The organism is Burkholderia sp. MSMB1072, from assembly GCF_001524725.1.
Lineage (GTDB): Bacteria > Pseudomonadota > Gammaproteobacteria > Burkholderiales > Burkholderiaceae > Burkholderia.
Window position 1 is genome coordinate 15,041 of the sequence record NZ_LOYC01000069.1, and the last position, 22,998, is coordinate 38,038.

The 22,998-nt window shown below is 68.5% G+C and carries 21 protein-coding genes and 1 pseudogene; 17 read left to right on the plus strand and 5 right to left on the minus strand.

The genetic code is table 11. The features are described from left to right. Positions 1-114: 114 nt before the first annotated feature. A complete protein-coding gene (aspA, locus tag WS89_RS29660) occupies positions 115-1,521 on the plus strand; it encodes an aspartate ammonia-lyase (protein WP_059500795.1) in 1,407 nt (468 codons plus the stop codon). 103 nt (positions 1,522-1,624) lie between these two features. Beyond that, positions 1,625-3,127 carry an amino acid permease gene (locus WS89_RS29665; RefSeq protein ID WP_059795640.1) on the plus strand — a complete coding sequence of 501 codons (1,503 nt, stop codon included), beginning with the start codon at positions 1,625-1,627 and terminating at the stop codon, positions 3,125-3,127. A 57-nt stretch (positions 3,128-3,184) separates the two neighbouring features. On the opposite strand, the gene WS89_RS29670 is transcribed toward WS89_RS29665, so the two are convergent. Next, complete coding sequence (locus WS89_RS29670; protein ID WP_059795642.1) at positions 3,185-3,874, minus strand: alpha/beta hydrolase; 690 nt, start codon at positions 3,872-3,874, stop codon at positions 3,185-3,187. 257 nt (positions 3,875-4,131) lie between these two features. Here WS89_RS29670 and WS89_RS29675 point away from each other — a divergent pair, with 257 nt between their 5' ends. Then, positions 4,132-4,374 (plus strand): antitoxin, encoded by a 243-nt coding sequence (locus WS89_RS29675; protein WP_059795644.1) that lies wholly within the window; start codon positions 4,132-4,134, stop codon positions 4,372-4,374. Further along, positions 4,371-4,769: pseudogene (locus tag WS89_RS29680) on the plus strand (type II toxin-antitoxin system VapC family toxin); the annotation flags it as partial. The gene WS89_RS29675 and the pseudogene WS89_RS29680, both read left to right, overlap by 4 nt. A gap of 125 nt (positions 4,770-4,894) precedes the next feature. Here WS89_RS29680 and WS89_RS33385 read toward each other — a convergent pair. Then, a complete protein-coding gene (locus tag WS89_RS33385; protein ID WP_257128261.1) occupies positions 4,895-5,083 on the minus strand; it encodes a hypothetical protein in 189 nt (62 codons plus the stop codon). A gap of 96 nt (positions 5,084-5,179) precedes the next feature. Here WS89_RS33385 and WS89_RS29685 point away from each other — a divergent pair, with 96 nt between their 5' ends. The 8 genes from WS89_RS29685 (at position 5,180) to WS89_RS29720 (ending at position 11,692) form a co-directional block, all read left to right on the plus strand. Further along, the gene (locus WS89_RS29685; RefSeq protein ID WP_059795646.1) at positions 5,180-7,567 is read left to right on the plus strand and encodes an MCP four helix bundle domain-containing protein; all 2,388 of its coding nucleotides are present in this window, start codon (positions 5,180-5,182) and stop codon (positions 7,565-7,567) included. A 22-nt stretch (positions 7,568-7,589) separates the two neighbouring features. After that, the gene (locus WS89_RS29690) at positions 7,590-8,318 is read left to right on the plus strand and encodes a methyl-accepting chemotaxis protein (protein WP_059795686.1); all 729 of its coding nucleotides are present in this window, start codon (positions 7,590-7,592) and stop codon (positions 8,316-8,318) included. Beyond that, positions 8,315-8,893, plus strand: coding sequence for a hypothetical protein (locus WS89_RS29695; RefSeq protein WP_059795648.1), 579 nt, complete (start codon positions 8,315-8,317; stop codon positions 8,891-8,893). The genes WS89_RS29690 and WS89_RS29695 overlap by 4 nt, the downstream gene beginning before the upstream one ends. A 22-nt stretch (positions 8,894-8,915) precedes the next feature. Then, a complete protein-coding gene (locus WS89_RS29700; RefSeq protein ID WP_059795650.1) occupies positions 8,916-9,875 on the plus strand; it encodes a chemotaxis protein CheX in 960 nt (319 codons plus the stop codon). Positions 9,876-9,911: 36 nt separating this feature from the next. Beyond that, positions 9,912-10,277 (plus strand): response regulator, encoded by a 366-nt coding sequence (locus tag WS89_RS29705; RefSeq protein ID WP_006486240.1) that lies wholly within the window; start codon positions 9,912-9,914, stop codon positions 10,275-10,277. A 155-nt stretch (positions 10,278-10,432) separates the two neighbouring features. Continuing rightward, the gene (locus WS89_RS29710) at positions 10,433-11,017 is read left to right on the plus strand and encodes a hypothetical protein (protein ID WP_059795652.1); all 585 of its coding nucleotides are present in this window, start codon (positions 10,433-10,435) and stop codon (positions 11,015-11,017) included. Positions 11,018-11,027: 10 nt separating this feature from the next. Beyond that, the gene (locus WS89_RS29715; protein ID WP_059795654.1) at positions 11,028-11,480 is read left to right on the plus strand and encodes a DUF3592 domain-containing protein; all 453 of its coding nucleotides are present in this window, start codon (positions 11,028-11,030) and stop codon (positions 11,478-11,480) included. Then, positions 11,477-11,692, plus strand: a complete 216-nt coding sequence (locus WS89_RS29720) for a hypothetical protein (protein WP_257128263.1) — start codon at positions 11,477-11,479, stop codon at positions 11,690-11,692. The genes WS89_RS29715 and WS89_RS29720 overlap by 4 nt, the downstream gene beginning before the upstream one ends. A 12-nt stretch (positions 11,693-11,704) precedes the next feature. On the opposite strand, the gene WS89_RS29725 is transcribed toward WS89_RS29720, so the two are convergent. Continuing rightward, the gene (locus WS89_RS29725; RefSeq protein ID WP_059500882.1) at positions 11,705-12,586 is read right to left on the minus strand and encodes a LysR family transcriptional regulator; all 882 of its coding nucleotides are present in this window, start codon (positions 12,584-12,586) and stop codon (positions 11,705-11,707) included. Positions 12,587-12,842: 256 nt separating this feature from the next. Here WS89_RS29725 and WS89_RS29730 point away from each other — a divergent pair, with 256 nt between their 5' ends. Both WS89_RS29730 and WS89_RS29735 read left to right on the plus strand, forming a co-directional pair. Continuing rightward, positions 12,843-14,270 carry an MFS transporter gene (locus tag WS89_RS29730; RefSeq protein ID WP_059795657.1) on the plus strand — a complete coding sequence of 476 codons (1,428 nt, stop codon included), beginning with the start codon at positions 12,843-12,845 and terminating at the stop codon, positions 14,268-14,270. 184 nt (positions 14,271-14,454) lie between these two features. After that, positions 14,455-15,249 carry an enoyl-CoA hydratase gene (locus WS89_RS29735; RefSeq protein ID WP_059500881.1) on the plus strand — a complete coding sequence of 265 codons (795 nt, stop codon included), beginning with the start codon at positions 14,455-14,457 and terminating at the stop codon, positions 15,247-15,249. A gap of 153 nt (positions 15,250-15,402) precedes the next feature. Here the strand turns inward: WS89_RS29735 and alr are convergent, their stop codons facing one another. Beyond that, complete coding sequence (gene alr / locus WS89_RS29740) at positions 15,403-16,524, minus strand: alanine racemase (protein ID WP_059795659.1); 1,122 nt, start codon at positions 16,522-16,524, stop codon at positions 15,403-15,405. Positions 16,525-16,826: 302 nt separating this feature from the next. On the opposite strand from alr, the gene WS89_RS29745 reads away from it, so the two are divergent. Continuing rightward, a complete protein-coding gene (locus tag WS89_RS29745; RefSeq protein WP_059795688.1) occupies positions 16,827-17,198 on the plus strand; it encodes an MAPEG family protein in 372 nt (123 codons plus the stop codon). Between the two features lie 43 nt (positions 17,199-17,241). On the opposite strand, the gene WS89_RS29750 is transcribed toward WS89_RS29745, so the two are convergent. Then, complete coding sequence (locus WS89_RS29750) at positions 17,242-18,189, minus strand: LysR family transcriptional regulator (protein WP_059500782.1); 948 nt, start codon at positions 18,187-18,189, stop codon at positions 17,242-17,244. A 119-nt stretch (positions 18,190-18,308) separates the two neighbouring features. Here WS89_RS29750 and WS89_RS29755 point away from each other — a divergent pair, with 119 nt between their 5' ends. Beyond that, positions 18,309-21,848, plus strand: coding sequence for an ABC transporter ATP-binding protein (locus WS89_RS29755; protein ID WP_059795690.1), 3,540 nt, complete (start codon positions 18,309-18,311; stop codon positions 21,846-21,848). 395 nt (positions 21,849-22,243) lie between these two features. Then, the gene (glnH, locus tag WS89_RS29760) at positions 22,244-22,996 is read left to right on the plus strand and encodes a glutamine ABC transporter substrate-binding protein GlnH (RefSeq protein WP_034205078.1); all 753 of its coding nucleotides are present in this window, start codon (positions 22,244-22,246) and stop codon (positions 22,994-22,996) included. Positions 22,997-22,998: the final 2 nt, after the last annotated feature.

Genomic DNA, 22,998 nt, shown 5'->3' on the forward strand with positions numbered 1-22,998 from the left:
AAACTGCTTTCGATAATACAGAAGGGAGCTTGTTTTTGCAAAGGCATAGAATGCGAACCCGTCGCGTCGGCAAGCGGCGAACGACGAGCGGCACGAGACATCCTGGAGGGCACGATGACCGAAAACGGCTTCCGCGTCGAAGCGGATCTTTTAGGCAAACGAAGTATTCCGGATGCCGCCTATTACGGCGTCCACACGCTGCGCGCGAAAGAGAATTTCGACATTTCGGGCCGCACCATTGCGTCGCTGCCGTACCTCGTGATGGCGCTCGCGGCCGTGAAGGAAGCGGCGGCCGACGCCAACTGCGAACTGGGCCTGCTGCCGCGGCCGTACCGCGATGCGATCGCCGCCGCGTGCGTCGAGATCCGCGAAGGGCGGCTGCACGACCAGTTCGTCGTCGACGTCATCCAGGGCGGCGCCGGCACGTCGACCAACATGAACGCGAACGAGGTGATCTGCAACCGCGCGCTCGAAATCATGGGGCACGCGCGCGGACAGTACGAATATCTGCACCCGAACGAGCACGTCAATCTCGCGCAGAGCACCAACGACGTCTATCCGACCGCGATCCGGATCGCGACGTGCTTCGCGGTCGAACATCTGCTCGAAGCGATGGCGCGGCTGCGCGATGCGTTCGCCGAGCGGGCCGACGCGTTCGCCGGTTTGCTGAAGCTCGGCCGCACTCAACTGCAGGACGCGGTGCCGATGACGCTCGGCCAGGAATTCTCGACCTACGCGGTCATGCTGACGGAAGACATCGCGCGGCTGCAGGAGGCCGGCTGGCTGATTCGCGAGATCAACCTCGGCGCGACCGCGATCGGCACGGGCATCACCGCGCACCCGCAGTACGCGGAGAAGGCGCTGGCCGCGCTGCGCCGGATCACCGGGCTCGACCTGAGCACCGCGCCGAACCTGATCGAGGCGACGCAGGATTGCGGCGCGTTCGTCCAGGTGTCGGGCGTGCTCAAGCGGATCGCCGTCAAGCTGTCGAAGATCTGTAACGACCTGCGGCTGCTGTCGAGCGGCCCGCGCGCGGGCTTCGGCGAGATCAACCTGCCGCCGGTGCAGGCCGGCTCGTCGATCATGCCCGGCAAGGTGAATCCGGTGATCCCGGAAGTCGTCAACCAGGTCGCGTTCGAGGTGTTCGGCAACGACGTGACCATCACCTTCGCGGCCGAGGCCGGCCAGCTTCAGCTCAACGCGTTCGAACCGGTGATCGCCAGCGCGCTGTTCCGCAGCTTCAGCCACCTGACGGCCGCCTGCACGACGCTCGCGCAGCGGTGCGTGAGCGGCATCACCGCGAATCCCGAGCGGCTGCGCGAGACGATGGAGCGCTCGGTCGCGCTCGCCACCGCGCTGAATCCGTACATCGGCTACAAGCGCGCGACCGCCGTGGCCGCCGAAGCGCACGAGAGCGGCAAGTCGATCCGCGAAGTCGTGCTGGCTCACGGGTTGATGACCGACGCGCAACTGGACGAGGCGCTGCAGCCCGAAGCGCTGATCCGGCCGCGCGCCTACTGATTCCGCCCGCGCGGCGCCGGCCCATGCCGCCGGCGGCCCGCGCGTGGCCGTTCCCCGCAGCGCCCGTCGACGGGCGCGATACATCAAGAAACGGAGACACACCATGAAGCACGCCAGCGAGCGCCCGGCCGACACGGCCGGCGGCGCGGATCCCCGTCATGCCGACCGCGATGCGATGTTCGCGTCGCACGAAGCCGGCTACGAACAGAAGTTGAAGCCGCGCCACGTGCAGATGATCGCGATGGGCGGCGCGATCGGCACCGGCCTGTTCCTCGGCGCGGGCGGCCGCCTGCAGAGTGCGGGGCCCGCGCTGGCGCTCGTGTATCTCGTGTGCGGCGCGTTCGCGTTCCTGATCATGCGCGCGCTCGGCGAGCTCGTGATGCACCGGCCGACCAGCGGCAGCTTCGTGTCGTACGCACGGGAGTTCATGGGCGAACGCGCGTCGTTCGTCGCGGGCTGGATGTACTACCTGAACTGGGCGACGACCGGCATCGTCGACATCACCGCGGTCGCGATCTACATGAAGTACTGGGCCGTGTTCACCGACGTGCCGCAATGGGTGTTCGCGCTCGGCGCGCTCGGGATCGTGTCGGTGATGAACATGATCGGCGTGAAGGTGTTCGGCGAGATGGAGTTCTGGTTCTCGATCGTCAAGGTGGGGACGCTCGCGCTGTTCCTCGCGGTCGGCGCCGTGTTTCTCGCGAGCGGGCATCCGGTCGCCGGCCAGATGCCGGGGCTGCATCTCGTTGCGGATCACGGCGGGATCTTCCCGCACGGCATCCTGCCGGCCGTGCTGATCGTGCAGGGCGTGGTGTTCGCATACGCGAGCATCGAGCTCGTCGGCGTCGCGGCGGGCGAGACCGCCGATGCGCGCAAGGTGTTGCCGAAGGCGATCAATAGCGTGATGTGGCGTATCGGGCTGTTCTACGTCGGCTCGGTCGTGCTGCTGACGATGCTGCTGCCGTGGACCGCGTACAGCGCGCACGAAAGCCCGTTCGTGACGTTCTTCAGCAAGCTCGGTGTGCCGTACGTCGGCACGGTGATGAACGTCGTGGTGCTGACCGCCGCGCTGTCGAGCCTGAATTCCGGCCTCTATTCGACCGGGCGCGTGCTGCGCTCGCTCGCGATGGGCGGCTCCGCGCCGCGCTTCGTGTCGCGGATGAACGCGCGCGGCGTGCCCTATGGCGGAATCCTCGTCACGGTCGCGGTCAATGCGATCGGCGTGCCGCTGAACTACATCGTGCCGGCGCAGGCGTTCGAGATCGTGCTGAACATGGCATCGCTCGGGATCATCACGACCTGGGGCTTTATCGTGATGTGCCAGATCCTGTTCCGTCGCGCGGTCGATCGCGGCGAACTGAGCCCGGTGTCGTTCCGGATGCCCGGCGCGCCTTTCACTTCATGGCTCACGCTCGGGTTCCTGGTCAGCGTGCTGGTGCTGATGGCGTTCGATTATCCGGGCGGCACGTGGACCGTCGCGATGATTCCGGTCGTCGTGCTCGCGCTGGCGATCGGCTGGAAGCTGGCGAAGCGCGGAGCCGTGCGCGAGCAGGCGGCGATGCCCGCATCGGCGCGTGCCGTTGCCGAGCCTGCCCGGAACGCGTAATGCCATGCACCGCAGGCGCCGGTCCGTTTGCGGGCCGGCGCCTGCGGTGCGTCCGGTTCAAGTCCGGTTCAAGCCGGCGCGCTCGCCGACCCATCGGCCGAAATCGCCGGCCATCTCCGCGGTCAGCTCGTGTCCGGCCGCATACAGCCGCGTGTCGTGCGCGATGCCGAGTGCCGCCAGTTTCGCATCGGCCTTGTCCGCCCACGCGACGGGCAGCTTGTCGTCGAAGCGGCCATGCACGATCAACGCGTGCAGCGGGCGAAGCGCATCGCGCGGCGCGATCAGCGGATCGATTTCCGGCAGGATGCGGCCGCACAGCACGGCGAACGCGCTCACGTCGCCCGGCGACGTGAGGCCGACGCTCGCGCTCATGATGCCGCCCTGGCTGAAGCCGGCGATCACGGTCGCCGGCGCGGGGGCTGCGCCATCCCGCGCGCGGAGCGCGTGCAGCAGCGCGATCAGTTGCACGCGGCTCTCGTCGGCACGCGCCGCATCGATTTCAGGGCCGTTCGGGCCGAAACGCACCGGAAACCATGCATGCTGATTCGGCCCGAACGTGAGCGGGCCGCGCACGAACGCGATTTCGATGCGCGGATCGATTGTGCCGGCCACGTTCAGCAGGTTGGTTTCGTTGCCGCCGACGCCGTGCAGCAGCAACAGGCGGGCGGCGGGGTGGCCGGTGGCCGGGCGCAGCCGGTACTGCAGCCCGGATTCGGGATCGGTGGTCAGCGGCAGAACGTCGGTCATTGCGTGAGTCCGAAAGGGAACGATGCGACAGTCTAGAGCGGGCGGATCGGGACGGGAATCGCCGGGGCGGGATTGATTGTTTCCGCGGGGGAACGAATCGGGGCCGCGGTGCGTTGCGGGAACGGATCGCGACGCCATGCCGCCAGGCATGGGCCAACGGCCCGGCAACCTTTCGACGGCAGGCCGATCGGACGACTCGTCATTCTCACGTGCGTTGACAAAATAGATACATTTTGTAGATACGTGAGGGCGCGAAGATGGACACGGCAAAGATCTTCAAGCATCGCGGCTCGCAGGCCGTCCGGCTGCCGAAGGATTTCCGCTTCGATACGGCCGAGGTGCGCATCCGCCGCCATGGGGCGTCCGTCATTCTTGAACCGGTGCCGCAAGACTGGGCATGGCTGACGCCGCTGATCGGCCCCGTCGACGCCGACTTCGAGGCTGCGGCGACCACGCAGCCGTCCGCTCAGGAGCGCTCGGGCCTGGATGTGTTCGAATGAAGTTCCTGCTGGACACCACCGCGGTGATCGCCATTCTCGAGGGCGAGCCGGCAATGCTGGCCCGTCTGCATGCCTGGCGGCCGGCCGATTTCGGGATCCCGGCAATCGTCGCGCATGAGCTTTATTACGGCGCGTACAAGAGTCGGCGAGCGGCAGCGAACGTCGCACGTGTCGACGCGCTTCAGTTCGAGGTCGTCCCGTTCGACACCGAGGATGCGCAGCATGCGGGCGAAATTCGTGCGCATCTGATCGCGGCCGGTACGGCGATCGGCCCTTACGACGCGTTGATCGCCGGGCAGGCGCGCGCCCGGCGTCTCGTGCTCGTCACGCACAATGTCCGCGAATTCGGGCGGGTTCCGCGGCTGCAATTCGAAGACTGGCTCGCCGAACCGAGCGAAGGCCGAGCGGCGGATCGTGCACGGGCGACATTAACGAGCCTGCCAGGCGAACGCAGCATCGATTATAAAAAGAGGCCGAAATAAACCGGCTCGCCGATAATGCGCAAACGTTTTACCGGCATTCAATAAAACGGATTTCGCGGAGCATGAATAAAACGATGAATATCCGCTATTGCGGCGATGCATCGGGCGCCGTGGCCGTGCTGCATATGGCGGCCGCCAGTTAACGGCAAATCCGCGAAAAACTTTAGGCTTTTCCCCGCACAATTATTCATTTCAATTTCCTCAATGAACGATTGATTGTCGGTCATCGGACAGTCATACACCATCCCCGATAATTCGGCGCTCACATTCTTTCATTAGACCAGAGGGCGATCGAAGCCGGATCGCTGCGGGGAGCTGTACTCATGACCATCCGTCATCGCATTACGCTACTAGTCGTCCTGACGTTCTTCGCGCTGTCCGCGATCGGCATCTATGCCGTGTACCAGACGCGCAAGAGCGCATCCGAGGTGCGTCAGGTCACCCAGGGAATCGTGCCGAGCGCGCTCGCGTCGGCGGATCTCGTCGCCGACGTGAAGAACATCCAGATCGCGACGATGACGCTCGTCTACGCGCCCGACGCGAACACCGCCGCGCAGGCCCGCGACGAGCTGAAGGCGAAGCAGGCCGCACTGCGCGCCGCGCTCGACGCGCAGGCGAAATCGGCGGTCGGCCGCGCGCAGGAAGGGCTCGTCGCGCAGGCGAAGGACAGTGCCGCCAACTATTTCGCGGCGATCGACGACACCGTGAAGATGAAGGCGGACGGCAAGGCCGAGATGGCGCAGGCCTACCTGTTCGCGAACGTCGCGCAGTATCGCGACGAACTCGAAAGCATCGTCGACACGCTGCGCGTCGAGAAGAACCGCCAGAAGGACGACGCGATCGGCGCGCTGAACGGGATGCTCGCGACCACGGCGACCGCGATCGCGGCCGTCGCCGGCACGGTGATCGTGTTGCTGACCGCGCTCGGACTCGTGCTGTATCGCCAGATCACGCGCCCGTTGATCGGGATGCAGACGGCGATGAGCGAGATCGCGAGGAGCCAGGATTTCACGCGCCGCGTGCCGGTGGGTCGGATGGACGAAATCGGCCATTCGATCGTCGCGTTCAACGGGATGATCGAGAAGATCCAGGAGAACGCCGCGCAACTGAAGCAGAAGACGGCCGACATCCAGGCGATGCTGCAGAACATGCAGCAGGGCATCCTGACCGTCGTCGAAGGCGGCGTCGTGCATGCGGAGTATTCGGCGTACCTCGAAACCATCTTCGAGACGAACGACATCGCCGGCCGCGACCTGATGGCGCTCGTGTTCGACGATTCGGCGATCGGCGCCGACGCGCGTTCGCAGGTCGATGCGGCCGTGCACGCGTGCCTGGGCGAAGACAGCATGAACTTCGCGTTCAACGAGCACCTGCTCGTCAACGAAGTCGCGAAGCGGATGCCGGACGGCCGCGAGAAATGGCTCGATCTGAGCTGGTCGGCGATCACCGACGAGACCGACACGGTGGTGCGCCTGATGTTGTGCGTGCGCGACGTGACCGAGATCCGCGAGCTGACCGCGCAGGCCGGCGAGCAGCAGCGGCGCCTCGAGATGATCGGCGAGATCCTGTCGATCAGCCAGGACAAGTTCCACGACTTCGTGCACAGCGCGAAGGGCTTCCTCAGCGAGAACGAGCGGATGATCCGCCAGCACGAGCGCGCCGATCATTCGATCGTCGCGGCGCTGTTCCGCAACATGCACACGATCAAGGGCAATGCGCGCACCTACAGCCTCCAGCATCTGACGAACATCGTCCATGAAGCGGAGCAGGCGTACGAATCGCTGCGGCGCGCGGACAGCGGCCCCGAGTGGAACCGCGACGCGCTGATGGACGACCTGGCGCGCGTGCGCGAAGCCGTCGATCACTACGCGACGATCAACGCGGTCACGCTCGGCCGCAGCAGCGAGCCGGCGCAAAGCGGCGCCGATTTCCTGATGGTCGAGCGCGCGCGCATCAGCGAAAGCCTGCGCGTGCTCGACGGCGCCGATCCGGCGAATGCGTCCGACTGGCACGCGGCGCGCGATGCCGTGCGGCGCATGTTGAGCCAGCTCGGCACCCAGGGTATCGGCGAGGCGCTCGGCAGCGTGATCGAGTCGCTGCCGTCGCTCGCGGCCGAGCTCGGCAAGCCGGCGCCCGTCGTGCATATCGACAGCCACGGCCAGCGCGTGCGCAGCGAGATCGTCGCGACGCTGAAGAACGTATTCATGCACCTGCTGCGCAATTCGATCGACCACGGGATCGAATCGTCCGACGTGCGGCGCGCGGCCGGCAAGGCGGCGTCCGGCACGATCGACATCGCGGTCGGCGTGGGCGGCGGCGAGCTGTGGTTCGTGCTCGCCGACGACGGCCGCGGCCTCGCGCTCGACCGGATTCGCGGCATCGCGCGCGAGCGCGGCTGGATCGATGCCGACGACGCGGCGGCACTGTCCGACGAGGAGGTCGCGGAGCTGATCTTCCGGCCGGGTTTTTCGACGGCGCAGACGGTGACCGAAGTATCCGGACGCGGCGTCGGCATGGACGCGGTGCGCAATTTCCTGAAGCGCGAGGGCGGCGATATCGCGCTGCGCTTCACCGACGATCGCGTCGGCGCGCCGTATCGCGCGTTCGAGACGATCGTGTCGCTGCCGGCGCGCTTCGCGGCGGACGGTGCCGCGCATGGTGCGGGGCCCGCCCAGCGGGCGCGCAGCGCGGATATCGGCGCAGCGGAGTGACGGCGTGATCGTGCAGGCGTGGATGATTCAGATGGCCGCCGCGCTGGCGGGCGGCGCGGTCGTCGCCGTGGCGGCGGCGATCGCGTTTCGCGTGATGCGCAGGCGGCACGTCGCGGCGCTGGCGCGCGAGGCCGATGCGTTGCGCGACGCGCTCGACGCCGCCCGCGCACGCGCCGAGGAAGCGGCGTCGGCGCATGCGGAAGCGGCCGACGCATGGGCGCGGCGCGAGGCGCAGCTCGAGGAGGCGCTGGCGCGCGAGGCGTCCGCGCACGGCGCGCAGCGCGACGCGTTGCAGGCGCTGTCGGCCGATCGCGCGGCGCTCGCGCAGCACGCGATGAAGATAGCCGACGAAGCCGCGCGCCTGCGCGGGCTAGCCGGCACGTTCGAGCGCTGGCACGAGCAGATGATCTCGCTGACCACGCAGAACCAGGACATGCGCACGAAGAACCAGGAGCTGTCGGCGATCGTCGCGCACGTGTCGATCGTGTCGCTGAACGCGTCGATCGAGGCCGCGCGCGCGGGCACGGCCGGGCGCGGCTTCTCGATCGTCGCGAGCGAGGTGCGCGGGCTGGCCGCGCGCTCGCAGCAATTGTCGAACAGCTATCGCGACAGCCTGAACCGCAACGATCTCGTGACGGCCGCGACGTTCCAGGACATCCAGGCCGGCGGCAAGATGATCACGGCCGCGCTCGCGACCGTCGAGACGCTGGCCGGGCAACTGCACGCGCGGATCGAAGGAGAGGCCGCGTGATCGGCGCGCAGGCGAGAGCCGGTTTCGAGCGGATCTTTTTCGATGCCGCGCGCACGCGGCTCGCATCCGGCGGCGCGTGCGACATCCGGCCGGCCACCGGCCACGAACATGACGCGCCCGATCGCGTGCAGGCGACGTCGCGATCGAAATCGAAGGCGCCCGAACATGTGGCCGTGCTGACGATCTCGGCGCTGCACTTCCGCCTGCTGCTCGCGCTGCGCTTCAGCGACGACGATGCGACGCGCCGCCATTTCGTCGGCACGGCGGCAGGCGCGGGCAACGCGCGGCCGCTGACCGACGCGTTCATGGAAGCCGCGAACCTGTGTTGCGGCGCGATCAACCAGGCGCTGACCGTGCCGTTTCCCGATCTCGGGATGTCGACGCCTTACCTGCTGAGCGGCGCGAGCATCGACTACATGCACGCGCTCTCGCCCGACTACGTGGCCGCGTACGACCTGACGTTCGACGACGTGCGGGTCGGCGCGACGCTGTGCGTGTGCGCGAACGCGCCGGTCGATTTCCATGTGCCGGAAGCGGCCACGGTGGAAACTGGCGGCGAGCTCGAACTGTTCTGACCGACCATCAGGAATCCATCAGATGACCGAAGACCAACCCGTCAGCAAGGTGCTCGTGCTCGACGACAGCCGCGTGCATGCCGACGCGATCAAGCGTTTCTGCGACGAGCACAACCTGGTCGGCCTGACCGTGCGGCGCAGCCGGCTGCTGAAGGTGCTGCGCTCGAACATCGATCTCGGCGCGATCCTGCTGGCCGAGGATTACGGCGGCTCGCCGGCCGAGAGCGCGATCATCGCGACGCAGATCGACGCGCTGCGGCCCGAGTTGCCGATCATCCTGCGCCGCGAATCGCTCGCGTCGCGCGACGGGCTGCCCGATGCGCTCGCGCGTGTCGCGTGCGCGGCCTACGTCGCCGACGACATGACGCCGCTCGAGCGCGCGATCGACGAATACCTGTTCGGCCGCGACTACCCGAACGCGCTCGTGCGCGGCATCTCGGAGATCACCGAGGCGCGCCTCGACAGCCTGTTCCCGGGCATGACGATCGAGCACGACACGCCGTGCATCGTGCGCGACCAGATCATCTTCGGCGAAGTGTTCAGCCTGATCGCGCTCGAAAGCGCGTGGTGCCGCGGCTACATGCTCCTGCAGACGAGCGAGCAGCCGCTGCTCGACATGCTCGGCGGCTCGCGCGACGGCAGCCGCGCGCCGGATTTCCGCGACGTGAACAGCGTGCTCGGCGAGCTGACCAACCTCGTGTGGGGCGCGTTCAAGAACCGCTATCTCGGCGACGCCGAGGCGCTGGCGCGCCATCCGGTGCAGGTGCCGCTCGTCGTCAATCACAAGCAGAAGTTCATCTCGTTCGGCGGCGACTGTCCGCAGCTCTGTTTCAAGTACCGGATGACCGATCCGGCATCGGGGCGCTCGGTCCGTCTCGACCAGCGTTTCGTGTTCAGCCTGAGCTGGTCGCCGGAGGATTTCCGCGAATCGGTGCAGGACGTCGGGCCGATGGTCGAATCGGGCGAACTCGAACTGTTTTGAATGTTGAAGTCAGCAACGACGAAAGGGGAATACGACATGGCAAAGATTCTGGTGGTCGACGATTCGGGCACGGTGCGCGACGAAGTGGCGGGCTTCCTGCGCAATCACGGGCTCGACGTCGCGACGGCCGTCGACGGCAAGGACGGGCTCGCGAAGCTCAAGGCGACGCCCGGCGTGCGCCTCGTGATCAGCGACGTGAACATGCCGAACATGGACGGCCTGACGATGGTCGAGAAGATTCGCGGCGAACTGGCGAACACGGCGGTCAACGTCGTGATGCTGACGACCGAAAGCAGCCCGGCGATGAAGGAGCGCGGCAAGGCCGCCGGCGTGAAGGGCTGGATCGTGAAGCCGTTCAAGGGCGATGCGGTGCTCGACGCGCTGAAGAAGCTCGCGGGCTGACGCGCGCGGCCGGCGCGGGCTCGATGCCGCGCCGGCGTTTGACGCTGCGGTTCGGGGCGCGCGGCCGCGGCGTGGCCGGTTGCCGAGGGCGGCGTGCCGGTGTGTCATGCACGGCACGCCCGGCATTGACAACATCGGGAACGGTACACCTTCCAATGAAAACCGGAATCGGTCGGCCCGCGCGCTTGCGCGGCGCGTGCGTATCGCTGGTCGCCGCGCTGGCGGGCGGATGCGCGAACACGGGGCCACAGCGTGCACACACGGCGGCCGCGGGCGACGGCTCGTCGTACACGTGCAATCCCACGCAGGCCAACGGGCAGGCGTCGGCCGGGCGGGGCGCAAACGGATGCTATTTCGTGCTGCACGACCCCGCCACCAGGCAGGCGCTGCCGAACACGCGCTATGCGTTCGCGCTTTACACCAGCGCGACCCAGGACAGCCGGGAACTCGAAGTCGAAGGCACCACCGACGCGCAGGGGCGCACGATCTACATGCGTTCCGACGCGCCGATCGATGCGGCGCGCATGGTGCTCGTCCGCATGATCGGCGACGGCCCGACCGGACGCATTCCGGTGCTGGTCCGTCCGACGGACGGCAAGCGCGTTCCGTTCGCGCAGTACAAGGTGACGGGCTGCAACGGGCCGTACGAAGGCGTGACCGACGAAACGGGGCGCGGCGTGATGTATCGCTGCAAGACACAGTCCCGGATCGACGTGTCGTTCTATCGGTCGCGTCCGTAGCGCGAAACGGATGATGTCCGTATCCGGCGGGGCTGCAGCCCGGCACATCGAGACGCTGATCGCAAAGGGCATCGTCTTTACCGTCGTGGGCACGTGCATGCTGATCGGCGTCGGCCTGTATGCGCAGTCGACGCGTGAGTTCCTGCGAACGTCGGTCGTCGTGCCGGGGCGCGTCGTCAAGCTGAACGCGGGCCCGCATCATCCGGAAATCGCGTTCACGACGCTCGCGGGCGAACATGTCGAATATCCGCAGGGCGGCGACGTCAGCGTCGAGGACGGCGCGACGGTCGAGGTGCGCTATGCGCCGGACGCGCCGGCGATGACTGCGCGGATGAACACGTTCGGCGCGATCTGGGGCGATTTGCTGACATTCGGCGCGATGGGGTTGGTCTTTTTCGTCGTCGGCGTCGGTCAGTTGTGGTCGGGCGTGCGTGTGTGGCGCAGCGGGCGCAAGCGGAAGTGACCGCGCAGCCGATGATGTTCTACCGGGATATCGCCGGCGATTGGCATCGCGACGGCACGCGCGATCACGACGTCACGGAAGGCAGCAATGCGCTGAGCGTGCTGTCGACGTCGACGGACGGCTTCCACGACTTGCAGCTGCGCGAACGCGGCGGCAAATGGCGCCGGACGTTTCGCTGGTCGGCGAGCGACGGCGAGTATCAGCCGCGCTGACGCACCGGCCCGTTAGCGGGCGGGGGCCGCCGCTGTCGCGAATTCGTCGACGACGGCTTCGATCACCGCCTGCACGCGCGCGGTCTTGTAGAGATCGGCATGGGCGACGAGCCACACGTCGAAATGATTGCACCGCTGCGGCATGAGTCGCACCAGCTCCGGCTCGGTGTCGGCGCGGAAGCACGGCAGCTCCGCAATACCGAGCCCCGCCAGCGCGGCTTCCACCAGCATCATCGTCGACGAAGTCTGGAACATCACGCGGCCACGTGAAGTCGGTTCGCCGCACAGCGCGTCCCACATCGTCGGCACCACCGGCTGCTGATACATCACCAGATCGTGCCCGTCGAACGCGCTGCCCGCGACCGGTTCGCCGCGTTCGGCCAGATAGCGGCGCGATGCGTAGATGCCCGTTTCGAGATGCCCGAGCCGCCTGACGATCAGATCCGGCGATTCCGGCCGCAACGTGCGAATCGCGAGATCCGCTTCGCGGCGCGTGAGGTTGGTGATTTGCGCCGACGTCACGCACACGACGTCGATGCCGGCATGCCTGCGCCGCAAGCGGGCGATCGCGGGAACGACGAAGCGCTTGCCGAGCGTGTCGGTCGTGGCGACGCGCACGGACCCGGCCAGTTGCTCGTCGAGCCCCATCACGCGGCGTTCGATCGTCAGCGACGCCCGCTCCATCGTTTCGGCCGGTTCGAGCAGGGCTTCGCCCGCGGTCGTCAGCACATAGAGGGACGGGGTGCGGAGAAACAGCCGGGCCGAGAGCTCGTCCTCGAGCGCGGCGATCCGGCGCCCGACGGTCGCCTGATCGACGTTCAGTTGCGCCGCGGCGCCGCGCAGCGTGCCGGTGCGCGCCAGCGCGAGGAAGAAGCGGGCGTTGTCCCAGTTCATCAGGATGTGCTCCGAGAAACCCGCCATTGATGGCGGGAAGGCAAGGCGTGCCGTTGACCGGCAGGTTCTGCCACGGGGCAGGATCACCTGCGTGATTCTTGTCTACCGCTACCGGGTGGAGTCGCTCGACGGACGATCGGGCAGCCAGCGGTGGGCGGAATCGAATGATGCAAATCTGCATCGGGCAAATGCGAAATTATCACTTTTCCGCATCATGCGCCCGGTCCTAGACTCCCGGCATCTGCCTGGAGGTGTCATGTCCGATTGCCATTCCGTTTCCGTCCCCGTTCCCGTCGCCGCGGCGGCGCCGAGCCGCCCGACGGCGCGCGAGCAGCGCTGGACGCTGGCGCTCGTCGCGGTCGGCATGTTCATGGCGGTACTCGATTCGACGATCGTCAACGTGGCGCTGCCGGCGATGCGCACGAGCCTCGGCGCGACGGTCGCGGAACTCGCGTGGATCGTCGATGCGTACACGCTCAGCTTCGCCGCGCTGATTCTCGCGGGCGGCGCGCTGTCCGACCGGTTCGGCGCGAAGCACGTGTATCTCGCCGGGCTGGCGCTGTTCGTCGCCGCGTCGGCGGCGTGCGGCGTCGCGTCGTCGGTGGCGGTCCTCGTGGTCGCGCGTTTCGGGCAGGGCACGGGCGCCGCGCTCTTCTTGCCCGCGTCGCTCGCGATCGTGCGCAGCACCTTCGACGTGCCGGCCGAGCGGGCGCGAGCGATCGCGGTGTGGGCCGGCATCGCGTCGGTCGCGGTTGCCGTGGGGCCGGTGCTCGGCGGGATCCTGGTCGACGATTTCGGTTGGCGCAGCGCATTCCTGATCAACGTGCCGACCGGCGCGGTGGCCTTTGCCGGCGCGGCGGCGCTCGTTCGCGCATCGGCCGCGCAGGACGTGCGCCGGTTCGACTGGGCCGGCCAGTGCGTCGGGGCGACGGCGCTCGGTGCGCTGTGTTTCGCGGTCATCGAACTGCCGACGCGCGGCGTCGGCGCCACCGAGGTCCGGTGCGCGCTGCTGATCGCCGCGCTCGCCTCCGCCGTGCTGGTCGTGGTCGAGCGGCGTGCCCGCCATCCGATGGTGCCGCTCGCGTGGTTTCGCAACCGCATCTTCGTCGCGATGAATCTGATGGGCAGCCTCGTCTATGTCGGGTACTTCGGGCTGCTGTTCGTGCTGAGCCTGTACCTGCACGGGCGCTTCGGCATGAGTGCGCGGCAGACGGGGCTGACGCTGTTGCCGTTCGCGCTGAGTCTGTCGCTCGGCAATCTGCTGTCGGGAAAACTGCACGGCCGGGTGCGTCCGGTCACGCTGATGGCAAACGGCCTCGCGATGGCGGCACTGGCCGTTCCCGCGATCGCGCTTGCGCTCGCGCTGCGTGCGCCGTGGCCGGCGGTCTGGACGGCCATGATCGCATTCGGCACCGGGACCGCGCTGTCGGTGGCGCCGATGATCGCGACGGTGCTCGAACAGGTGCCTGCCGACGCGGCGGGCGTGGCATCCGGGTTCCTCAACGCGGCACGGCAGGCCGGCAGCCTGCTCGGCGTGGCCGTTGCCGGCGCCGCGACGATCCTGTTGCCGGATCCGACCGATGCGCTGTGGGCTGTCGCGGCGCTCGGCTGCGTCGCCTATGCGATTGCCGCGCTGGCTGCGCGGACGGCAGGTCGCGCGCAAGCCGCGCAGCCGCGCCGTTGACGCACGAGCGGCAGGGGCGTGGCGCAGTGGCGGGCAGGCCGCGGCGCACGCGCATGCGGCGGCGCGGCTGGACGCGCCGCGGAATGTGGAGGACCATTTCCTCGTCATGCCGCGAGCGGGCGGGCGCGATGGTCACGCGTTCGCCTCGCCGCGCAACCTGTCGAACCCCGTCCAGCGGAGCCCCATGGAACCCGATCAACAGACCGCCGAGCCGATCCTGCTGCGCGACACGCACGACGGCGTCGTCACGCTGCGCCTGAATCGCCCGCAGCAGTTCAACGCGTTGTCCGAAGCGTTGCTCTCGGCCCTGCACGATGCGTTCGATACGCTGGCTGCCGATCCGCACGTGCGCTGCGTCGTGCTGGCCGCCGAAGGCAAGGCGTTCTGCGCCGGCCACGACTTGCGGCAGATGCGCAGCAAGCCCGAACTCGACTACTACCGCACGCTGTTCGCGCAGTGCAGCCGCGTGATGCTCGCGATGCGCGCGTTGCCGGTGCCGGTGATCGCGCGCGTGCACGGCATCGCGACGGCGGCCGGCTGCCAGCTCGTCGCCGCGTGCGACCTCGCGATCGCGGCCGATACCGCGCGCTTCGCGGTGTCGGGCATCGACGTCGGGCTGTTCTGCTCGACGCCGGCCGTCGCGCTGAGCCGCAACGTCGCGGCCAAGCGCGCGTTCGACATGCTGATGACCGGGCGCTTCGTCGATGCGGCGACGGCCGCCGCGTGGGGGCTCGTCAACGAAGCCGTGCCCGAGGACGCGCTCGATGCGGCCGTCGCGCGCAAGGTCGCGGAGATCGTCGCGAAGAGCCCGGCCGCGGTGCGGATCGGCAAGCAGATGTTCTATCGTCAGCGCGAGTTGCCGCTCGACGAGGCGTATGCGTACGCGGGCGACGTGATGGCGCGCAACATGATGGAAGAGGATGCGGGCGAGGGCATCGACGCGTTCCTCGACAAGCGGAAGCCGACGTGGCGCTCGTGACGCATCGGCGCAAGCGCGCGGGGAGCGCATCGGCGCCCGTCGTTGCACGACGCGCAACGACGTCCCGCGTCGTCGCCGGTGCGCGTGGGCGGGCCGCCGGTACGTAGCGCGACAGGTGCGGCGCGCGGTCGCGTATCGCCGAACCGCCGCCGGTCAGCGCCCGTGGCTGCCGGTCCGCGGCACCGGCTGCATGCTCGACGCGCCGGGGGGCACGATCGCCACCGGCACGCGGCGCGCGAGCGCGCACATCAGCTCGTAGCCGATCGTGCCGCTGGCTTCCGCGACGTCGTCCACCTTCACCTGGTCGCCCCACAGCTCGACGCTCGACCCGATGCCCGCGTTCGGACACGGCGTCAGGTCGACGGTCAGCATGTCCATCGACACGCGGCCGACGACGCGCGTCATCACGCCGTCCACGGCGATCGGCGTGCCGGTCGGCGCATGGCGCGGATAGCCGTCCGCGTAGCCGCACGCGACGACGCCGGTCCGCATCGGCTGGTCGGCCGTGAAGCGCCGGCCGTAGCCGACGGTCTCTCCGGGGGCGAGCGTCTGCACGCCGATGATCCGGCTGGTCAGCGTCATCGCGGCCGTCAGCGGCGTGTCGGCGATATGGCGCGACGCACCCGTCGGCGAAGCGCCGTACAGGATCGTGCCGGGGCGCACCCAGTCGCGGTGCGCGTGCGGGTGCCACAGCACCGCCGCCGAATTCGATACCGAGCGCTCGCCCGGAATCCCGGCCGTGGTCGCGTCGAACTGCTCGAGCTGCCAGTCGACCTCGCCTTCGTCGGCGTTCGCGAAATGCATCATCAGCGTGATCTTGCCGATCGACGGCGCGCGCGCCGCGCGCTCCCAGGCGGCGCGGAACGCGGCCGGCCGGTAGCCGAGCCGGTTCATGCCGGAATTCATCTTCAGCTGGATGTCGATCGGCTGACGCGGCTTCGCGGCGATCAGCAGGTCGAGCTGTTCGTCGCAGTGCACGGCGACCGTCAGCCGGTGGCGATCGGCCAGCTCGACGTCGGCCGGCTCGAAGATCCCTTCGAGCAGCAGCACGGGCTTGTCCCAGCCCAGCTCGCGCACGCGCACGGCTTCGTCGAGATCGAGCAGCGCGATGCCGTCGGCGGCCGCGAGGCCCGGGTAAATCCGTTCGATGCCGTGGCCGTATCCGTTGGCCTTGATCACGGCCCACACGCGCGATTGCGCAGCGGTGCGGCGGATGAAGTCGAGGTTGTGGCGGACGGCGTCCGGGCGGATATGGGCGACGATGGGACGGGGCATGGCAAGGGCTCGGGTCGGATGTCGTTCGGCGCGCGGCGGCGCGGAGGGAAACGGCGGGCTTGGCGCGCTCGCGTGCCAAGCCAGTGTTGAGCGCTATCTTATTGGTGTTCGACCAGTTTTAATTAACGTATTTGTCGACGATTTGGTGGAAATTTTGGTGTCGTAGCGGGCCGGGCTCGTCGCCGGCGGCCTGCGCGGCCGAGTCTCCCGTCTAGAAAACCGGTGCGCGAACGGCACGGCGCGATGCTAAGCTCTTGGCGATCTTGTCATTGTTCAATGTAATCATAATGGAGGAGACCTGGATGACGACGTCCCAGCTGTGCCTGCTCATCGTCGCGTTGTTGCCGTTCCCGATGACGTTTCTCGCCAAGGCCCGCAAGGGTTACGACAACCGCGCGCCGCGCGAGTACCTGGCGAAGCTCGAAGGCTGGCGCGCACGCGCCCAGGCCGCTCATCAGAATGCGTGGGAAGCGCTTGCGCTGTTCACGGCCGCGCTGGTGGTGGCATGGCACAACGGCGCGAACGTGCATCGCGTCGATCAGCTCGCGATCGCGTTCGTCGCGATCCGTATCGTCTATGCGCTGATGTACCTGCTGAACTGGGCGTCGCTGCGTTCGCTCGTGTGGTTCGGCGGGATGGCGTGCGTCGTCGCGCTGTTCTTCGCGACGCCGTAAGCGGCCGCCGGGCGACGCGAGGCCGGCCTTGCATGCCGGCCCGTCAGGCGCCGCTCGTGCCTCGCGCGTGACTATCGTTGGATGCGGGCGCAACCATTTTCGAGACGAACGGCGGTGCGTCCGCTTCGCTGCGCAGGAACGCGATCAACGGATCGAGCAGCCGGTGCCGCGTCGACGGATGGCGGCGCAGCACGAAGCGCCACGACGCGTCGCGTGCGAGGCCCGGCACCAGCGGCACCAGGCGCCCGCTGCGCAGTTCGGGCTCGATCAGCGGCACGCGGCCGAGCGCGATGCCCGCGCCGCCGACGGCCGCGCCGATTACCTGGCTGAAACTGCTGTAACGGACGATCTTCGTCTCGAAGTCACCCGGCAGGCCGAATTCCGATGCCCAGTTGCGCCAGTCGATCTCGGGGTTGTCCTCGTGCATCTCCTGCAGCAGCCGCGAGCGGCATACGTATCCCGATGCGTACGGAAACAGTTCGGGGCTGCACACCGGAAACACGGTTTCCCGCATCAGCACGTCGTCGTCGGCCCGCAGCCGGTGCGCGGGCACGTGCACGATCGCCAGATCGACGCCGCTGCGCGCGAAATCCGGCTCGTCGTCGAGCACGACCGCGTGCAGCGGGGTGTCGGGATGAAGCGACGAGAATTCCGCCAGCCGGCGCGCGAGCCACATCGACGAAAACGGCGCGTTGGCGGAGACGGTGAGCCGTTGCGCGGTGCCGCGAATCTCGGCGCACGCGTCGGTGAGACGTGACAGCGCCTCGCCGACGGCCGGCAGCAGGCGCGCACCGGCCGGCGTGAGGCTGATGCCGCCGAGCCCCGTGCTGCGTTCGAGCAGCCGCGCACCGAGCGATTCCTCGAGCGAGCGGATCTGATGGCTGACCGCGCTGGTCGACACGTTCAGCTCGACCGCCGCGCGCGCGAACCCGCCGAGGCGAACGGTCGCCTCGAAAGCACGCAGTGCGCTGAGGGGAGGAAGGTGCGACATGCGGGGTATTGTAGTTGACTCAACACCCGTTGAAAAATCATCTTTTGCCGCGCGCGGGCGGCGCAGGTAGCCTCGATCCGGTCAAGAAAAACGCAACGAAACACCGACTGGAGGGCTTCATGTATTTCGACCGACGACTATGGGCCATGACGGCGGGGCTGCGCTGGCGGGTGGCGGCGGCCGTCGCGCTCGGGTTGCTCGCGATGGGTGTCGGCATCCTGCGCTTCGTATTTCTCGGTCGCGTGCTGGCGCTGGTTTTTTCCGGCGCGCCGGCGCGCGACATCGGCGAGGCCGTCGTTGCAACGGCGGCTTGCGTGCTGCTGCGTGCCTGGCTCGATCATCGCCGCACGGTGCTCGCGCAGCATACGGCGGGCCGCGTGCAGGCGACGCTGCGCGCGCGGCTGTTCGACCGGATCGCCGCGCTCGGCCCCGCATGGTTCAACGGCGAACGCACGGGCGGCGTCATGCTGGCCGTCGTCGACGGCGTCGAGCAGCTGCAGACCTTCTTCGGCGTTTACCTGCCGCAGCTCGTGATCGCCGCGTGCGCGCCGCTCATGATCTTCGCGGTGCTCGCGTGGTGGGACGTGCCGACGGCCGCGATCCTGCTGGTCGCGGCGCTCGTCACGCTGGCGCTGCCGCAGCTCGTGCATCGCGCCGACAAGCGTGCGGCGCTCGCCCGTTCGGCCGCGTTCAAGGCATTCGGCGAGGAGTTTCTCGACGCGGTGCAGGGCCTGCCGACGTTGAAGGCGTTCGGGCAGAGCACCGCGTTCGGCGCGAAGCTGGCCGCGAAGGCGCGCGCACTGTCGGACAGCACGTTCTGGGTGCTCGCGCTCGGCCTGCTGACGCGGTTCTTCACCGATCTCGGCACCGGCCTCGGCGCGGCCGCGGCGATCGCGGTGGGCGCGTGGCGCGTGCAGCACGGCGACATGAGCGTTGAAGCGCTGCTGATCGTGCTGATGGCCGGCAGCGAGATCTTCCGCCCGCTGCGCGACCTGCGTGCGGTGCTGCATCAGGGGATGATCGGCCAGTCCGCGGCGCATGCGATCCATGCGCTGCTCGACGCGGGCAGTCAGGCGCCGGCCGCCGACGCGCCGCGGGTGGCGGGCCTGCGGCCGGAGATCGCGTTCGACGACGTCAGCTTCGCGTATCCGGGCCGCCGCGCGGATGCCCATGCGGCGCTGAGTTTCTCGGTGCGCGAGGGCGAGACGGTGGCGATCGTCGGGCCGAGCGGGGCCGGCAAGTCGACCATCGTGCGCCTGCTGCTGCGCCAGCACGACGCGCAGGGCGGTGCGGTCCGGATCGGCGGCCACGACGTGCGTACGCTCTCTGTCGACCAGGTGCGCGACATGATCGCGGTCGTCGCGCAGGATGCGACGCTGTTCGACGGCAGCGTCGCCGACAACCTGCGGCTCGGCCGCCCGGACGCCAGCGACGCGGACATGATCGCGGCCGCGCGCGCGGCCAACGCGCACGATTTCATCTCGGCGCTGCCCGACGGCTACGCGACGCGCATCGGCGAACGTGGGCTCATGCTGTCGGGCGGCCAGCGCCAGCGCATCGCGATTGCCCGCGCGCTGCTGCGCGATGCGCCGATCCTGTTGCTCGACGAGGCGCTGTCGTCGGTCGATGCGGAAAACGAAGCGCTGATCCAGCAGGCGCTCGACCGGCTCACGCACGGACGGACGACGCTCGTGCTCGCGCACCGGCTGTCCAGCGTGATCGGCGCCGATCGTATCCTGGTGCTCGATCAGGGGCGGGTGGTCGACGAAGGGACGCATGCGGCGCTGATCGCGCGCGACGGCCCGTATCGACGGCTGATGGGGCCGCAACTGGAAGCGGTCGCCGAATCCGTCGGCGCGACGGCGGCGGCCGGTGCGAGCGCGCGCGCGTCGTCGGGCCCGCAAGTGCGGCCGCTGAACGACGATGCGGCGACGATCGGCTGGCCGGAAACGTTGCAGACGTTGCTGCGCTTCGTGCGTCCGTGGAAGACCAAGGTGGTGCTGACCGTGCTGTTCGGAATCGGCCGCGTGCTCGCATTCATCGGCGTCGGTGTGATCGGCGCACGGGTGGTCGGCGCGGTGCCGACGGGGCATGTCGGCAGCGGGCTCGTGGTCGCGCTGCTCGCGATCGCGCCGGTCGCGGCCGTGCTGCACTGGCTCGAATCCTGGCTCGCGCACGACATGGCGTACCGGCTGCTCGCGGAAATGCGCATCGCGCTGTTCGCGACGCTCGAACGGCTCGCGCCGGCCGGGCTGCTGCGTCGCCGTTCCGGCGATCTCGTGTCGCTCGCGACGCAGGACGTCGAGACCGTCGAATATTTCTACGCGCATACGCTGGCGCCGGCATTCGTCGCGGTGCTCGTGCCGACCTGTGTGCTGGCGTTGCTCGCGTCGGTGGCGTGGCCGCTCGCGCTCGTGCTGTTGCCGTTCCTGCTGTGGGCGGGGCTCGCACCCGTGCTGGCGCGACGCGACGTCGACCGGCTCGGAACCGGTGCGCGCGAAGCGCTCGGCCAGCTCGGTGCGCACCTGACCGAAATGATCCAGGGACTCGCGGAACTGACCGCGTTCCAGGCGATCGCGCGCCGGCGCGCAGCGTTCGTGGCCGAGGTCGATGCGTACCGCCGGCAGCGCGCGAAGCTGCTCGACGATCTGTCGTCGCAAAGCGCCGCGCTGGAAGTCGCGAGCGGGCTGGGCGGGCTGGCGGTCGCGGCGCTCGGCGCGTGGTTGTGCGCACGCGGCGGGTTCCCGCGCGAGTCGTTGCCGCTATTGGTGCTGGTCGCGGTGGCTGCGTTCATGCCGGTGGCCGAAATCGGCCAGGTCGCGCGCCAGCTTGCCGACACGATCGCCTCGACGCGACGCTTGCGCGCGCTGGAGAAGGAACCCGTGACGGTGACCGACGGCGCGCACGCGATGCCCGGCGATGCGACGGTGCGGTTCGAGGCGGCGTCGTTCACGTATCCGGGGCGCAGCGTGCCCGCGATCGATCGCGTGAGTTTCGAGGCGCCGCCCGGCAGCACGGTCGCGCTGGTCGGCGCATCGGGCGCGGGCAAGTCGACCGTCGCGAGCCTGCTGCTGCGCTTCTGGGATCCGCAGCAGGGCCGCGTGACGCTCGGCGGCGTCGACCTGCGCGACCTGCGGCTCGACGACCTGCGGCAGCACATCGCGCTCGTTGCGCAGGATACCTACCTGTTCAACGACACGCTCGAAGCGAACATCCGGCTCGCTGCGAACGACGCATCCGACGCGGACGTGCGGCGCGCGATCGATCACGCCGCGCTCGGCGACTTCGTCGCGCGGCTGCCCGACGGGCTCGCGACGCGCGTCGGCGAGCGCGGCGTGCAGTTGTCGGGCGGCCAGCGCCAGCGCGTGGCGATCGCGCGCGCCTTCCTGAAGGATGCGCCGGTGCTGATCCTCGACGAGGCGACGTCGCACCTGGACACGATCAGCGAGCAGCAGATCCGCGCGGCGCTGGAGGACCTGATGGCGCAGCGCACGTCGATCGTCATCGCGCACCGTCTGTCGACCGTGCGCCATGCCGACCTGATCCTCGTGATGGAGCAGGGCACGGTGATCGAGGCCGGGCGCCATGCGGACCTGATGGCGCGGCAGGGCGCGTATGCGCGGCTCGTGTCGCATCAGGCGAGCGGGGTCGCGGCGTGAGCGGTGCGGCATCGGCGCGTTGCCCGTTGGCCATTGCCCGAGCGTTGCGCCACCTGCATTGAGTCGAGCCGGCGGTTGCCGGCGTGACGCGCACGGCCATTCCGGCACGGCGCGCCATCTTCCGCTCCGCGCCGCCATCCGCCGGCGCGCCACGATCCGGCGGGGCATTCTGCTCCGCCATCCTCCCGCTTTCCTCCGATCTATCCGCGCCGCGCGGCCCGGGTTTGTCTCGATGCATTTATCTGTTGCGGACTTTTTTGGTGTCGTAGTATCGCCATTGACAACACTTGTTGCACTAATGTCTAATTAGACATCGCATGTTGCGGTGCGACTCGATGTCGTCGTTCCGCCGGCCCGTTGGCCGGTCACATCGCTCAATCATGCGGAGAGAATCCATGAGTCGCCGTTCCTTCCTGAAAGCCGTCGCGGTCGTCGCCGCACTCGGCGCCAGCCTCGCGCACGCGGACACCAAGACGCTCGTCGTCGGGACCGATACGTCGTTCATGCCGTTCGAGTTCAAGCAGGGCGACAAGTACGTCGGCTTCGATCTCGACCTGTGGGCCGAGATCGCGAAGGACCAGGGCTGGAAATACACGATCCAGCCGATGGATTTCGCGGGCCTGATTCCGGCGCTGCAGACGCAGAACATCGACGTCGCGCTGTCAGGGATGACGATCAAGGAAGAGCGCAAGAAAGCGATCGATTTCTCCGCGCCTTACTACGACAGCGGGCTCGCCGCGATGGTGCAGGCCGGCGACACGTCGATCAAGTCGATCGACGACCTGAACGGCAAGGTGATCGCCGCGAAGACGGGCACCGCGACGATCGACTGGATCAAGGCGCACCTGAAGCCGAAGGAGGTCCGCCAGTTCCCGAACATCGACCAGGCTTACCTCGCGCTCGAAGCGGGCCGCGTCGACGCGGCGATGCACGACACGCCGAACGTGCTGTTCTTCGTGAACAACGAAGGCAAGGGCAAGGTGAAGGTCGCCGGCCAGCCGGTCAGCGGCGACAAGTACGGGATCGGCTTCCCGAAGGGCAGCGCGCTCGTGCCGAAGGTCAACGCGTCGCTCGTGAAGATCAAGGCCGACGGCCGCTACGCGCAGATCTACAAGAAGTGGTTCGGTGCCGAGCCGCCGAAGATGTGAGC